The following is a 14410-nucleotide window of genomic DNA, read 5'->3' as shown; positions in this document are numbered from 1 at the left end:
ACCGATTTGACTTCTGGAGCCCCCGAGTGAGCAAGCGCACCTTCCAGCCGAACAACCGTCGTCGTGCCAAGACCCACGGCTTCCGCCTGCGGATGCGTACCCGTGCCGGGCGCGCGATTCTGGCGAACCGTCGTGCCAAGGGCCGCGCCAGCCTGTCCGCCTGATCCCGGTCAGGTCATGCCGTCGTGCTGCCCACCGAGAACCGGCTGAGGCGGCGCGAGGACTTCGCGACCGCGGTACGACGCGGGCGTCGGGCAGGTCGCCCGACCCTCGTCGTCCACCTTCGTAGCGGTGCCACGGACCCGCATGCGCCTGGGGAGAGCGCCTCCCCGACGCGTGCGGGTTTCGTCGTGAGCAAAGCCGTGGGCGGCGCGGTCGTACGCAACAAGGTCAAGCGAAGGTTGCGTCATCTGATGCGGGACCGAGTAGCTCTGTTGCCCCCCGGTAGCCTGGTAGTCGTACGAGCGCTGCCCGGTGCGGGTGACGCCGACCATGCACAACTGGCCCAAGACCTGGATGCCGCCATCGAGCGGCTGCTGGGAGGGGGCGCGCGATGAAGTACCCGCTGCTGGCTCTGATCAAGCTGTACCAGTGGACGATCAGTCCACTCCTGGGGCCGGTGTGCAAGTACTACCCGTCGTGTTCCCACTACGGCTATACGGCCATCGACCGGCACGGCGCGGTCAAGGGCACGGCGCTCACGGCCTGGCGCATCCTCCGATGCAATCCGTGGTCGCTGGGCGGCGTGGATCATGTCCCGCCGCGCAAGCGCCCGCGATGGCACGAAATGCTGCGCAACTCGTGGCACGCACGCAAGGGCGGGTCCTCCGCCGCCGATTCGGCCACCGAGGGAAGCGTTCCTTCGAGCCCGGCCGCAGAGACCTCGTCCCATGTCCAAGGAGCATGATTAGTGGACACGATTGCCAGCCTCTTCAGCTTCATCACGACACCCGTCTCATGGGTCATCGTCCAGTTCCACTCGATGTACGGGAAGATCTTCGGTCCCGACACGGGCTGGGCCTGGGGCCTGTCCATCGTGTCCCTGGTGATTCTGATTCGTATCTGCTTGATCCCGCTGTTCGTGAAGCAGATCAAGTCGACCCGGGCGATGCAGACGCTGCAGCCCGAGATGAAGAAGATCCAGGAGCGCTACAAGAGCGACAAGCAGCGCCAGTCCGAAGAGATGATGAAGCTGTACAAGGAGACGGGTACCAACCCGCTCTCCTCGTGCCTTCCCATCCTGGCGCAGTCGCCGTTCTTCTTCGCCCTCTATCACGTGCTGAACGGCATCGCGACGGGCAAGACGATCGGCGTCATCGACGATCAGCTGCTCGCCAGCGCCCGTAAGGCACACATCTTCGGTGCCCCGCTCGCCGCGAAGTTCACGGACAGCTCGGACAAGGTCGCCCAGCTGGGCGCCACGCTCACCGATGTCCGCGTCGTCACCGCCATCATGATCGTCCTGATGTCGGCGTCGCAGTTCTACACGCAGCGTCAGCTGATGACGAAGAACGTCGACACCACGGTGAAGACGCCGTTCATGCAGCAGCAGAAGATGCTGATGTACGTCTTCCCGGTCATGTTCGCCGTCTTCGGCATCAACTTCCCGGTCGGTGTCCTCGTCTACTGGCTGACCACCAACGTGTGGACCATGGGCCAGCAGATGTACGTCATCCACAACAACCCGACCCCGGGTTCCAAGGCTCAGGCCGCCTACCTGGAGCGCCTCACCAAGCACGTCACGCACCACGGCAAGACCCGCCGGCGCAGCGAGCGCACGATCATCAAGGCGATCGTCGCCAAGGGCCGTGACCGCAACGAGTTCGAGCGCAAGTTCATCAACGCTCTGAACAAGGCGGGCCTCGCTGCCCAGACCGACGGCAACGTGGTGAGGAGCGAGAACGCCGCCGCTGCCCAGACCGAGGACGGTACGCCCACGACCGGCGCCGGCACCGCCGCCCCCAGGCGTCAGCAGCCCAAGCGCCAGTCGAAGTCGCAGCGTCAGTCCGGGGCCACGAAGCCGGCCGACTCCGGGTCGCCCACGTCGCTGAGCAAGTCCGACGAGCCCGAGGACGCCAAGCCGGCCTCCGCCGCCAAGAAGGCTCAGCCGAAGCAGCCCGGCAGCGGCACCCGCAGCAAGGCCCAGTCCGGGCAGCGCAAGGGCCCGCAGCGCCCCAAGTCCCCGTCCAAGAAGTAAGAAGGAGCCCATCCCGTGACGGAAGGCACCACCTCCGCTGCTGCCGAGGGTGCAGACACCCTGACCCGCCTGGAGCAGGAGGGCGAGATCGCGGCGGACTACCTCGAGGGTCTGCTGGACATCGCCGATCTCGACGGCGACATCGACATGGACGTCGAGGCCGACCGCGCCGCTGTGTCGATCATCAGCGACGCGAACAGCCGAGACCTGCAGAAGCTGGTCGGCCGTGACGGTGAGGTGCTGGAGGCTCTCCAGGAGCTCACGCGACTGGCGGTGAACCGGGAGACCGGCGACCGCAGCCGGCTGATGCTGGACATCGCGGGCTTCCGGGCCAGGAAGCGTGCCGAGCTCTCCGAGCTGGGCGCCAAGGCCGCCGCGGAGGTCAAGAACACGGGCGAGCCCGTGAAGATGAAGCCGATGACGCCCTTCGAGCGCAAGGTCGTGCACGACGCGGTCAAGGCCGCTGGTCTGCGCAGCGAGTCCGAGGGCGAGGAGCCGCAGCGCTTCGTCGTCGTGCTGCCCGCCTGACCGGTTCGTAGGTTCCCCGGCCCCGTCTGTTGCGCAGACGGGGCCGAACTTTGTCAGCCTGATAGTTCTGTTGGTCGGCGCGATGCGCCGAAGCGGTACGGAAGGACGGTCCCCGTGACGGAGGCAGCGGAACTCCCCCCTGCGCCCGAGCAGGCGCGTGAGGTGTTCGGTGATCGCTACGCGGACGCCGTCCGCTATGCGGAGCTGCTCGCTGAGGCGGGTGTCCAGCGTGGGCTGATCGGCCCGCGTGAGGTTCCCCGTCTGTGGGAGCGGCACATGCTGAACTGCGCGGTGCTGTCCGAGGTCGTACCCGAAGGGGTGACCGTGTGCGACGTCGGTTCGGGCGCCGGGCTGCCGGGCATCCCTCTGGCGCTCGTCCGGGAGGACCTGAAGATCACGCTGCTGGAGCCATTGCTGCGGCGGACGAACTTCCTCACCGAGGTCGTGGAACTGCTGGGCCTGGACCATGTGACGGTCGTGCGCGGCCGGGCCGAGGAGGTCATGGGCAAGGTCCCGCCCGTCCATGTGGTGACGGCACGGGCCGTGGCGCCCCTGGACCGATTGGCCGCATGGGGCATTCCTCTCCTGCGGCCCTACGGAGAGATGCTCGCCCTCAAGGGGGACACGGCTGAGGAAGAGCTCAAGAGCGCGGCCACGGCGCTGAGCAAGCTCGGTGCGGTGGAGACATCCATCCTGCATGTGGGTGAGGGAGTAGTGGATCCTCTGTCCACGGTGGTGCGGGTCGAGGTCGGGGAGAGCCCCGGCGGTGTGCGCTTCGCTGCGAAGAAGGCCAAGGCCGCTCGTACGGGGCGGACTCGCCGTCGCCGTTGACGCCGTCTGACGACGAGACGTACTCCACACAAGCTGCCAAACCTACACACGCCGGAGTGTCGCGACAGTTCGGCCTCCGCTGCTGTGCATCGTGTTTCACGTGAAACGTCGCTCACTGTTGCACGGCATCATCAGTCGCGGCCGCGCCGCGGCCGAACCCCGCGACCGCAAGCCTCTCGGCTCCCTCGAAGAGGCACCCACCCACACCGCTCGACCCCCCGCGAGGGGTACGAAGATTTCCACAGAGGTGGATTTCTCCACAGAACAACAGGCCTCACTGGTTCACGACCCCGAAGACATGGGAGGCTCTGTTCATTGCGAGCCTGAAGTCGAGGAGAGTGAATCCTTGCGGTCCGACGCCAACATCGCGGGACCGATGACCGATCCGGTCCCCGGTCCCCGTACCGAGTCGATCGGGGAGGATGTTTCACGTGAAACACCGCCCCCGATGGACGACACTCCGATCGGTCGTGCTGCCCAACTGGCGGTGGAGGCTCTGGGACGAGCCGGCGAGGGCCTGCCACGGCCCGAGCACACACGCGTCATGGTGGTCGCCAACCAGAAGGGCGGCGTCGGCAAGACGACGACGACCGTCAACCTTGCTGCCTCCCTTGCCCTGCACGGCGGCCGAGTCCTGGTGATCGACCTCGACCCACAGGGCAACGCATCCACCGCGCTGGGGATCGACCATCACGCCGAAGTCCCGTCCATCTACGACGTTCTGGTCGAGAGCAAACCGCTCGCGGAAGTCGTCCAGCCGGTGCCGGATGTCGAGGGTCTCTTCTGCGCCCCCGCCACGATCGATCTCGCCGGTGCGGAGATCGAGCTGGTGTCCCTGGTGGCGCGCGAGAGCAGGCTGCAGCGGGCCATCCAGGCCTACGAGCAACCCCTGGACTACATCCTGATCGACTGCCCTCCCTCGCTCGGCCTGCTGACGGTCAACGCGTTGGTGGCAGGCGCGGAGGTCCTCATCCCGATCCAGTGCGAGTACTACGCACTGGAGGGCCTGGGGCAGCTGCTGCGGAACGTCGATCTGGTGCGGGGGCACCTCAACCCCACGCTGCACGTATCGACGATCCTGCTCACCATGTACGACGGCCGGACGCGTCTCGCCTCCCAGGTCGCGGACGAGGTGCGCAGCCACTTCGGTGAAGAGGTGCTGCGGACGAGCATCCCGCGCTCGGTCCGTATCTCCGAGGCGCCGAGCTATGGCCAGACGGTGCTGACCTACGATCCGGGTTCGAGCGGTGCGCTGTCCTATCTTGAGGCGGCACGAGAAATCGCGTTGAAGGGTGTCGGCGTGAGCTACGAGGCGCCGCATGCCCACATCGGCGCCCAGAGCGACCCGAGCATGGTGGAGGGAATGCAGTGAGCGAGCGACGGAGGGGGTTGGGCCGTGGTCTCGGCGCACTGATCCCTGCTGCACCGACAGAGAAGACGCCGCCCCCGGCTGCGATGGGAGGCGCTTCGTCTGCGTCCCCGTCGGCGGTCCCGGTGCTGACGAACGAACGCGGGGTGGCCGCGGCGAAGGTGGCCACGCTGCCGCCTGTTTCACGTGAAACCGAGGATTCGTACTTCGGCGACCCCGCGGACGCGCCCGCAGCTCCCATGGGCGCCCACTTCGCGGAGATCCCCCTCGACTCCATCACGCCGAACCCGCGCCAGCCCCGTGAGGTCTTCGACGAGGACGCGCTGCAGGAACTGGTCACCTCCATCCAGGAGGTCGGTCTTCTCCAGCCGGTCGTGGTGCGGCAGTTGGGTCCCGCCCGCTATGAGCTCATCATGGGCGAGCGGCGCTGGCGGGCCTGCCGCGAGGCCGGACTGGAGGCGATCCCGGCGATCGTCCGGGCCACCGATGACGAGAAGCTTCTCCTGGATGCCCTTCTGGAGAACCTGCACCGGGCGCAGCTGAACCCGCTGGAAGAGGCCGCGGCCTACGACCAGCTGCTGAAGGACTTCAACTGCACACACGACCAGCTGGCCGACCGCATCGGCCGCTCGCGTCCGCAGGTCTCCAACACCCTGCGTCTGCTGAAGCTCTCGCCCTCGGTCCAACGGCGGGTGGCCGCAGGGGTCCTCTCCGCCGGCCATGCGAGGGCGCTGCTCTCCGTCGACGACTCGGAGGAGCAGGACAGGCTGGCCCACCGAATTGTCGCCGAGGGGCTGTCGGTGCGGGCCGTCGAGGAGATCGTGACCCTGATGGGTTCGCGACCGCAGACGACTCAGCGCTCCAAGGGTCCGCGGGCCGGTGCCCGGGTCTCCCCGGCGCTGTCCGACCTCGCGACCCGTCTCTCGGACCGTTTCGAGACGCGGGTGAAGGTCGATCTGGGGCAGAAGAAGGGCAAGATCACCGTCGAGTTCGCTTCCATGGAGGACCTTGAGCGGATCCTCGGCAGCCTCGCTCCCGGCGAGGGACCGGTGCTGCAGAAGAGCCTTCTGGACGGCGAGTCCGAGGAGACCGAGGACTAGAGGCTGTGGCCGGCGGGGCTGTTCTGCCCAGTCGGCCGGTGGAGCGGGCCGTGTCCGGTGTGTACCGGAACACGGCCCGCTCTTTGCTTTCAGGCGGTATCGATGGAATCGCTGGATGGATACGATGCGATCGGGTATGGCGCATCCACCTGGCAGTACCTCTGAGAGGGAGGCAGGGGCCATGCGAACGATGAGCCGCACCGGACTGGTGAGCGCGGGCCTGGGGTTGGGCGCAGTCGGCGGCTTTGTCGGCAGTCTTCTCAGGGAACGAAACGCTCTGACAGCCGCCCGCGGTGTCGCGGGCGAGGGAAGCGAGGAACAGGCTTCATGGGGCGTCGGCTCGTACCGCTCACGCTGGACAACCTTCAGGACCTCCCCAACCGTTGCCGGTCGTGTGTCTTCTGGGAGCTGGACCCAGTCAGCGGTGAGGCCGCGATAGAGGCGGGCACGCCGGCTCTGGAGAAGGAAGCGTGGATCTCGGCGGTCCTGCTGGACTGGGGATCCTGCGGCCGCGTCGTCTATGTCGATGACGTACCGGTGGGCTTCGTGCTCTACGCCCCTCCGGCCTATGTGCCCCGCTCGACGGCGTTCCCCACGAGCCCGGTGTCACCGGACGCGGTGCAGTTGATGACCGCGTTCATCATGCCCGGCTATCAGGGCCAGGGGCTGGGGCGGGTCATGGTCCAGACGGTCGCCAAGGATCTGCTGCGTCGGGGCTTCAAGGCCATCGAGGCCTTCGGGGACGCGCGGTGGAAAGAGCCCGCCTGTGTCCTGCCCGCGGATCATCTGCTCGCCGTGGGCTTCAAGACGGTTCGCCCGCATCCGGCTTATCCCCGGCTGAGGCTGGAGCTGAGAACGACCCTCTCCTGGAAGGAAGACGTGGAGATGGCGCTCGACCGTCTGCTGGGGGCGGTGCAGAAGGAGCCGGTGCTGAGGCCGCTCTGAGAAACACCCGGACAAGCGAACGGGCCAACCCTTCGGGGTTGGCCCATTCGTGTTTCACGTGAAACATGCGCCGCCGGTTCGACGGCTGCGTCCGACTACTCGGCGATGAAGTCCTCGAGATCGCGGACGATCGCGGCCTTCGGCTTGGCACCGACGATGGTCTTGGCGACCTCGCCACCCTGGTAGACGTTCAGCGTCGGGATGGACATGACGCCGTACTTGGCGGCCGTACCCGGGTTCTCGTCGATGTTGAGCTTGACGACCTCGATCTTGTCGCCGTACTCGGAGGCGATCGCCTCGAGGGACGGTGCGATCTGGCGGCAGGGACCGCACCAGGCGGCCCAGAAGTCCACCAGCACGGGCTTGTCGTTCTTGAGGACGTCCTGCTCGAAGGAGTCGTCGGTCACGTTCTTCAGGGTGCCGGCCACGGCGGGCTCCTTAACTGGTTGGTGCGTGGGGCGGATAGGGAGGTCAGACAGAGGTCTTCTCGGGCTCGGCCTGCTCCTCGTCCGCGAGGGCGGCGAGGAAGCGCTCGGCGTCGAGAGCGGAGGAGCAGCCGGTGCCGGCCGCGGTGATCGCCTGACGGTAGGTGTGGTCGACCACATCACCGGCGGCGAAGACGCCCGTCACGTTGGTGCGGGTGGAGGGGGCGTCGACCTTGAGGTAGCCCTCCTCGTCGAGGTCCAGCTGGCCCTTGAAGAGTTCGGTGCGCGGGTCGTGGCCGATGGCGATGAAGAGGCCGGTGACCGCCAGGTCCGAGAGTTCGCCGGTCTTGATGTTGCGCAGCTTCAGTCCGGAGAGCTTCGGGTCGCCCTGGATCTCGGCGACCTCGCTGTCCCACACGAACTTGATCTTCGGGTCGGCGAAGGCGCGGTCCTGCATCGCCTTGGAGGCGCGCAGGGTGTCCCGGCGGTGGACGATCGTCACGGACTTGGCGAAGCGGGAGAGGAAGGTCGCCTCCTCCATGGCCGTGTCACCGCCGCCGATCACGGCGATGTCCTGGTCCTTGAAGAAGAAGCCGTCACAGGTGGCACACCAGGAGACCCCGCGGCCGGAGAGCGCGTCCTCGTTCGGCAGACCGAGCTTGCGGTGCTGGGAGCCGGTGGTGACGATGACCGCCTTCGCCCTGTGCACGGTGCCGGCGGTGTCGGTGACGGTCTTGATCTCACCGGTCAGATCGACGGAGACGATGTCGTCCGGGACGAGCTCGGCGCCGAAGCGCTCGGCCTGGGCACGCATGTTGTCCATGAGCTCGGGGCCCATGATGCCGTCCCGGAAGCCCGGGAAGTTCTCCACGTCGGTGGTGTTCATCAGCGCGCCACCGGCGGTGACGGCGCCCTCGAACACCAGCGGCTTCAGCGACGCGCGCGCGGTGTAGAGCGCCGCCGTGTAGCCGGCGGGCCCGGAGCCGATGATGATCACGTTACGGACGTCGCTCACGGCTTGATTCCTCGTCTCTGGATTCCATCGTCGGACCGGTGGGAGACCCTTTCGGAACTCTCACCCCACCCAACGGATCCTAAGGGGCGCGCATTCCCACTGTGTCCGGGCACACGGAGGCGCCACACGGTACGGGATACCACGCAGAACGAAGGCCAAGCGTGCGCGCTCAGGGCTGGTTGTACGAGTGCGTCAGAAGCACCTTCGCCTTGCCGGACGACGGGTGCGTCACACACGTCGCGTCGACGATGTAGGCGATCACCCGGCTGCCGGCGTTGGCGTCGGGCATGACCACCAGCAGAGCATTGGTCCCCTTGTAGGTCCCTTGCTGTGTGGCGAGCGGTGCGTCCGTACGCCCGATGCCCTCACTCACACAGTCCGGGACCGTGGGCTGCCGGAAGACCTTGGGCTGGTTGCTTCCGCCGTCCACGCCGAGACTGTGCGGTGCATGGGAGCCGCTCTGCGTGTCCTGCTTCTTGAGGAGGCCGTCGACCTGACTCTGCAGCTTGGACTCCGAGAAGGTGTCCGGCGCTGTCGACCTCTGGGCCTCTGCGGCGGGCGGCTTGTCGTCGTTCAGCGTCGCCACCAGGACCGAGCCGAGGCCCAGGGCGGCGACCGTGAAGACGGTGCCCAGGACGGCGATCCTGCGACGCCCGGTCTTCTTGCGCTCCTTGCGGCCCGGCCCGGTGGTGGAGGAGCGGGCACGGCCTGCGGGACGATCCGTCGTCGGCGATGTTTCACGTGAAACATGCGCACCTTCGTCGGTGTCGGCCACGGGACGGGCGGAACCGACGAGAGCCGGGGCGTCCCTGTCGTCGGGCGCCGTCGCGTTCAGCAGCGCCTCGGCCGCGAGGGCGGCGTCGATGCGTTCGGCGACATCGGCCGGCATGCGTGTCGGACCGGGCACAGAGCCGAGCAGTCCGCGGATCTCCTCCAGCGATGCGTGGACGTCCGCGCAGAGCTCGCACTCGTCCAGGTGCCGTTGTATGTCGGCGGTCCGTGACGGTTCGAGCAGTCCTTCGGTGAGGTCGGAGATTTCGGCGACGTCCGGGTGCCCGGCCATGTCCGTCGTGGATGTCACGCTCGCCCACCTCCGCCCTTCACTGCAGCTGAATCACTCGGCCCGGTATCGCGTGGACCGTCGGTCGGCGGACCCGCTGCCGGTGGGACGGATGTCCCCTGCGTACGGTTCCGCGCTTCGCCCTGTTCCTTTCTCTGGTCGCCCTTCTCGGGCCGTAGATGAGCGAGCAGCGGCAGCAGTCTGGCTCTGCCCCGGGCGCAGCGGCTCTTGACCGTGCCGGTCGGCACATCGAGCAGATGCGCGGCCTCGGCGACGGGATACCCCTGCATGTCGACGAGGACGAGAGCGGCCCGCTGGTCCGGAGGGAGGGTGCCGAGTGCTTCCAGGAGCTGGCGGTGCAGATCGTTGCGCTCGGCCGGCGCCGATGCCTCCTCGTGCGGCTCCAGCAGCTGCTCCAGCCGCTCGGTGTCGTCCACCGGGGAGGTCTTCCGGGATGCGGCCTTGCGGGCACGGTCGAGACACGCGTTCACGGTGATGCGGTGCAGCCATGTCGTGACGGCCGACTGGCCCCGGAAGGTGTGGGCGGCCCGGTAGGCCGACACCAGTGCGTCCTGGACGGCGTCAGCGGCCTCCTCGCGGTCTCCCAGCGTCCGTAGGGCCACCGCCCAGAGCCGGTCGCGATGACGCCGCACGAGCTCACCGAAGGCGTCCGGGTCGCCGTCCACATGGCGGGCCAGGAGGTCCTGATCGCTGGTGTCGCCGTATGCGGTGTCATCTGCCATCGGACCCCCTCCCCCGGGATGCGGTTTCTGGTCAGCCGGTGAACTTCACGTCCGTGACGGCCTGCTTGTAGCCCGCTCCGCTGTATGCGTCGCCGGGTGTCGGTGGCACGTCCGTGATCCACAGCAGAACGTACTGGGTCTTGAGCTTGCTCGAGGCCTTCACTGTGAGAGAGGTGCCGCTCGTGGTGGCGGTTCCGATCTCCTTCATTCCGTCCACCGAAGTCGACGGAGTCAGGGAGTCGGTGGCGTACAGATGGACCGTCGTGTGGTTGCCGGCGTATCGGAGCCCTATGGTCGCCGTCGAGATCGTCTGGTTCGAGCCGAGCTGGTAGACGATGCCTACGCCCGGCTTGTACGGCGCGAGCTTGGGGCCGGCCTGGTAGGTCTTGGTCCGCCAGTAGGTGGAGGTGCTGCCGTCATAGGTCTTGCCGACGTCACCGGGTGCCTGCAGCGAACCCTCGGCGGCGTACTCCTGCGCGTCGGTGATCCTGAGGGGCCTGACCGGCGACGACTGGCTGCCGTTCTTGTCGTGCCCGTCATTGGTCTGGGTGTTGCTGGTGTCGCCGGACTTGCCGCCCTTGTCCATCAGCGCGTCCGCGAGCTGCCAGCTGCCCAGGCCCAGGGCCGCGATGAGGAGGGCCGACACGGCCCACTTCAGGGCCTTGCCGGTACGGCTCTGCAGCGGCGCCGGGGGCGTCGGCACCGGCTGGGTGGCGCCGGGACGTGGCGCCGGGCGGCCGTATGTGCCCTGCTGGTAGGTCGTGCGCTGGTATTCCGGCGGTGCGGTGAACGAGGGCTCCGGCGGGCGGATGCGGGGCATCTCACCGATCGCCTTCACCAGTTCCTCCGGCGTCGTGCACGGGGGCTCGTGACGCGAGGCGGTCGCCCCGTCGTTGACGAGCGCGCGCATGGCCAGCTCGGACAGCCCGCGGTGGACGTGGGCCCGCACCTGGTCGGGTGCGATCAGGCCGACGTCCTTGGGCAGCCCGGCCAGGCCGTAGGCGTCGTCCTCGTACGGCCAGCGCTGGGTCAGTCCGGCATACAGCAGCGCGCCGATGGCTTCCGTGTCGGTGCGCTGTGGGGTTTCCGAACTGATGCCGCGCAGCGCGGCGTTGACGGCGAGACCACGGATGCGCCACTGGCCGCTGGAGGTGCGCAGCACGGCGTTGGGGTTCAGCCGAAGGTGCGCCAGGCCCTCGCGGTGCGCGGCGGCCATCGCGGAGGAGACCTGACTGACCATCTGGTACGCGTCGTGCGGCTCCATCGGGCCGGCGGCGAGAAGGGCGGTCAGCTCCACGGCGTCGGGCAGCCACTCGTGGACGACGTAGACGAGGTCGTTCTCCTCCACGGCGTCGAGCACTTGGACGAAGCGGGGGTCGCCGAGCAGTGCCGCGGATCGGGCCGCCGCCAGGACCGAACGGGCCCGTGTGTGGTCCGCGGGCAGCAGATGGACACCGACGGCACGGCGCAGCTTCTCGTCGACGGCACGCCAGCTGCTGAATCCGTCCAGACGGGTGACGCACTCCTCGAGCCGATAGCGTCTGGCGAGCTTGTGACCGCTGTGCAGCTCGGGTGGTGAGGCCTTCTCAGGACTCTCGGTCCCGCCGCTCCCCTGTGCCTCGTCGCTCTCCGTGTCCCGCTCCCGGTTCTGGGCCACCCCGTCGGCCGTGGACTGGTCCGCCTCCGCGGTCAGCGGCTCGTCACCGCTGTTGTCTGCCACGTCGACGGCAGCCGTGCTCCGTTCCGCCACCGTCGTCCCTGCCTCCCCAATCCTCGCGCGCCGACCGACTTCCGTGCGCGCCGTCCGACGCCGAAACCAATTGTGCCCACAGTCCGCCGCTATGCACGACACACGATGGCGGACGATGGTTGTGCGCCTACCCGCCCGTCAGCGCCCCAGACGTCCGCGGACCATGCCGACCAGCGAGTTCAGCTCCTCGATGCGCATCTTGCGAGCGGCAACGAAGAAGATTCCGAGCAGAACAGCCCCGCCGACCAGCAGCGCGGCGAACGATCCGACGACGCCCTGGCCGAGCGTGTGGCCGATCTCGTAGCAGGCCGCACCGGCCAGCAGCGCCGCCGGGACGGAGGCGATGCCGAGCCGTGCGTACGTCCGCAGCACACGGGCGCCGTCCAGGTCGCCGCCGAGGCGCTTGCGCAGCCGGTTCCAGGCGACACCGACGCCGATCGCGTAGGCGAGGCCGTACGAGGCGGCCATGCCGGCCACGGCCCAGCGGGCCGGGAGCACGTAGTAACACACCACCGAGGCGCCCGCGTTGACCGCGGCCACGATGACCGTGTTGTAGAAGGGCGTCCGGGTGTCCTCGTAGGCGTAGAACGCGCGCAGGACGACGTACTGCACGGAGTAGGGGATCAGGCCGAGGGCGAAAGCCATCAGCATGTACCCCATGTTCGTGGCCTCGCTGGTGCCCGAAGTGCCGAAGATCAGCGTGCACATCGGGATGCCGAGGGCGAGGAAGCCGAAGGCGATCGGGACGATGGCGACGGCCGTGGTCCGCAGCCCCTGGGAGATGTCTTCGCGTACGGCGCCGCTGTCGCCATCGGCCGCCGAGCGCGAGATGCGCGGCAGCAGGGCGGCCATCAGGGAGACGGTGATGATGGCCTGCGGGAGGCCCCAGATCAGCTGCGCGTTGGCGTAGGCGGCGAAGCCGGTGCCGTCGACAGGCGAGAGCTTGCCCGCCGAGGTGGACAGCTGCGAGACGACGATGGCGCCCGCCTGGTTGGCGAGGACGAACAGAACAGTCCACTTGGCGAGAGTCGCCGCCTTGCCGAGGCCGTGGCCCTTCCAGTCGAACCGCAGCCGCAGCCGGAACCCGGTCTCGCGCAGGTAGGGGATCATCGCCAGCGCCTGGACGACCAGGCCGAGCAGCACGCCGATGCCGAGGAGCCGCTGGCCCTCCGGTGGGATGGTGGTGACCTTCATACCGGAGTCGGCCGCGGTTCCGTACACCCAGATGAACATGCCGAGCGTCACGATGATGACGATGTTGTTCAGGACCGGCGTCCACATCATCGCGCCGAACTTCCCACGGGCGTTGAGGACCTGACCCATCACCACATGGACGCCCATGAAGAAGATCGAGGGCAGGAAGTAGCGGACGAAGGTGACGCCGACCTCGTTGGCCGCCGGATCGCCGGCGACGGAGTCGGACAGCAGGCGGATCAGCAATGGGGCCCCGAGGATCGCCAGCACCGTGAGAGCGCCCAGTGCCACCATGACCAGGGTCAGCAGCCGGTTGGCGTAGGCCTCGCCGCCGTCCTCGTCCTCCTTCATCGCACGCACCAGCTGCGGGACGAAGACGGAGTTGAGGCCGCCGCCGACGGTGAGGATGTAGATCATCGTCGGCAGCTGGTAGGCGACCTGGAAGGTGTCACCGAGCAGGCCGACACCGAGGGCGGAGACGATCAGCGCGGAGCGGATGAACCCGGTGAGGCGGGACACCAGCGTGCCCGCCGCCATCACGGCGCTCGACTTGAGCAGGCCGCCGGACTTGCCGCCCTTCGTCGCGGGGGCGGGCGCCGGGGCCGCGGCGGGTACGGCACCGAGGTTCATGGTCTGGTCGGCCGCCTGGGTGGGGGCGGCGGGAGCCTGGTACTGCGGCGCGGGCGGCTGTCCGCCCGGGGCCGCGGCGGGGCCGGGCACCGACGGGGCGCCCGACGGCAGATATCCGCCGCCCTGCTGCTGGTCCCGGAAGAGATGCGCGAAGGCATCCGGTTCGTGGCGCTCCTCGCCGGCCTGCGTGACCAGGTCGTCGACGCCCACGAACTGGGTTCGGCGGGGATCGTCGCCGTAGGGCAGGTACTGGCTCGGTCCGTCCGGCTCGGGCGCGGGGGTCTGGGCCCACACGCGCGGGTCGGGAGCGTGCGGGGACTGCTGGGGCTGGGCGTACAGCGGCTGCTGCGGCTGGTAGGTGCCCGGGGGCGGCGGAGGGTGCGCGGCGCGGTCGTAGAGGGCCTCGGCGACCGGGTCCTGCGCGGAGAGGTCCTGCGCCCGGTAGGGGTCCTGGTCGTAGGCGTCCTGGAGGTACATGTCGGCGGGGGGCTGCTGCTGCGCCTGGCCGTGCTCGGGCGGCGCGCCCTCGGGGGAACCCGAGCTGCCCGCGGGCCGGCCGCGGTCACCGTCGTACGGCGCGTTCATGGTTACCCCACCTCATAGTCCCTGGCCCACCGGCCACG

The 14410-nt window shown here is 68.4% G+C and carries 15 protein-coding genes; 9 read left to right on the top strand and 6 right to left on the bottom strand.

Annotation, left to right across the window (positions count from 1 at the left end):
• The first annotated feature begins 26 nt into the window (after positions 1–26).
• The 9 genes from rpmH to JYK17_RS27110 all read left to right on the top strand — a co-directional run bounded on the left by rpmH (position 27) and on the right by JYK17_RS27110 (position 6970).
• A complete protein-coding gene (gene rpmH / locus JYK17_RS27150) occupies positions 27–164 on the top strand; it encodes a 50S ribosomal protein L34 (protein ID WP_015659252.1) in 138 nt (45 codons plus the stop codon).
• A 21-nt stretch (positions 165–185) separates the two neighbouring features.
• A complete protein-coding gene (gene rnpA / locus JYK17_RS27145) occupies positions 186–557 on the top strand; it encodes a ribonuclease P protein component (protein ID WP_078516731.1) in 372 nt (123 codons plus the stop codon).
• Positions 554–907, top strand: coding sequence for a membrane protein insertion efficiency factor YidD (gene yidD, locus JYK17_RS27140; protein ID WP_108010433.1), 354 nt, complete (start codon positions 554–556; stop codon positions 905–907). The genes rnpA and yidD overlap by 4 nt, the downstream gene beginning before the upstream one ends.
• A gap of 3 nt (positions 908–910) precedes the next feature.
• Entirely contained in the window at positions 911–2197 is a 1287-nt protein-coding gene (gene yidC, locus JYK17_RS27135; protein WP_222811367.1) for a membrane protein insertase YidC, read from the top strand.
• A 15-nt stretch (positions 2198–2212) separates the two neighbouring features.
• Positions 2213–2725 carry a Jag family protein gene (locus JYK17_RS27130; RefSeq protein WP_222811366.1) on the top strand — a complete coding sequence of 171 codons (513 nt, stop codon included), beginning with the start codon at positions 2213–2215 and terminating at the stop codon, positions 2723–2725.
• A gap of 114 nt (positions 2726–2839) precedes the next feature.
• Positions 2840–3556, top strand: coding sequence for a 16S rRNA (guanine(527)-N(7))-methyltransferase RsmG (gene rsmG / locus JYK17_RS27125; protein ID WP_108010427.1), 717 nt, complete (start codon positions 2840–2842; stop codon positions 3554–3556).
• Between the two features lie 298 nt (positions 3557–3854).
• Complete coding sequence (locus JYK17_RS27120) at positions 3855–4928, top strand: AAA family ATPase (protein WP_108010425.1); 1074 nt, start codon at positions 3855–3857, stop codon at positions 4926–4928.
• Positions 4925–6025: a ParB/RepB/Spo0J family partition protein gene (locus JYK17_RS27115; protein WP_108010423.1), complete on the top strand. Its 1101-nt coding sequence runs from the start codon at positions 4925–4927 to the stop codon at positions 6023–6025. Before JYK17_RS27120 ends, JYK17_RS27115 begins: the two co-directional genes overlap by 4 nt.
• A gap of 327 nt (positions 6026–6352) precedes the next feature.
• Positions 6353–6970: a GNAT family N-acetyltransferase gene (locus JYK17_RS27110; protein ID WP_222811365.1), complete on the top strand. Its 618-nt coding sequence runs from the start codon at positions 6353–6355 to the stop codon at positions 6968–6970.
• Between the two features lie 95 nt (positions 6971–7065).
• On the opposite strand, the gene trxA is transcribed toward JYK17_RS27110, so the two are convergent.
• The 6 genes from trxA to murJ form a co-directional block, all read right to left on the bottom strand.
• The gene (gene trxA / locus JYK17_RS27105; RefSeq protein WP_016437036.1) at positions 7066–7398 is read right to left on the bottom strand and encodes a thioredoxin; all 333 of its coding nucleotides are present in this window, start codon (positions 7396–7398) and stop codon (positions 7066–7068) included.
• Positions 7399–7441: 43 nt separating this feature from the next.
• Entirely contained in the window at positions 7442–8410 is a 969-nt protein-coding gene (gene trxB, locus JYK17_RS27100) for a thioredoxin-disulfide reductase (RefSeq protein WP_108010419.1), read from the bottom strand.
• Between the two features lie 169 nt (positions 8411–8579).
• Positions 8580–9491: an anti-sigma factor family protein gene (locus JYK17_RS27095; RefSeq protein WP_108010417.1), complete on the bottom strand. Its 912-nt coding sequence runs from the start codon at positions 9489–9491 to the stop codon at positions 8580–8582.
• Entirely contained in the window at positions 9488–10213 is a 726-nt protein-coding gene (sigM, locus tag JYK17_RS27090) for an RNA polymerase sigma factor SigM (protein ID WP_108010415.1), read from the bottom strand. Before sigM ends, JYK17_RS27095 begins: the two co-directional genes overlap by 4 nt.
• A 31-nt stretch (positions 10214–10244) precedes the next feature.
• The gene (locus JYK17_RS27085; RefSeq protein WP_222811364.1) at positions 10245–11963 is read right to left on the bottom strand and encodes a protein kinase family protein; all 1719 of its coding nucleotides are present in this window, start codon (positions 11961–11963) and stop codon (positions 10245–10247) included.
• A 138-nt stretch (positions 11964–12101) separates the two neighbouring features.
• Positions 12102–14372 carry a murein biosynthesis integral membrane protein MurJ gene (gene murJ, locus JYK17_RS27080; protein WP_222811363.1) on the bottom strand — a complete coding sequence of 757 codons (2271 nt, stop codon included), beginning with the start codon at positions 14370–14372 and terminating at the stop codon, positions 12102–12104.
• Between the last annotated feature and the right edge of the window lie 38 nt (positions 14373–14410).

It is taken from the genome of Streptomyces plumbidurans (genome assembly GCF_019857225.1).
GTDB classification, from domain to species: domain Bacteria; phylum Actinomycetota; class Actinomycetes; order Streptomycetales; family Streptomycetaceae; genus Streptomyces; species Streptomyces plumbidurans.
The sequence above is the reverse complement of the archived record's forward strand: the minus strand, read 5'-3'. Positions and strand labels throughout refer to the sequence as shown.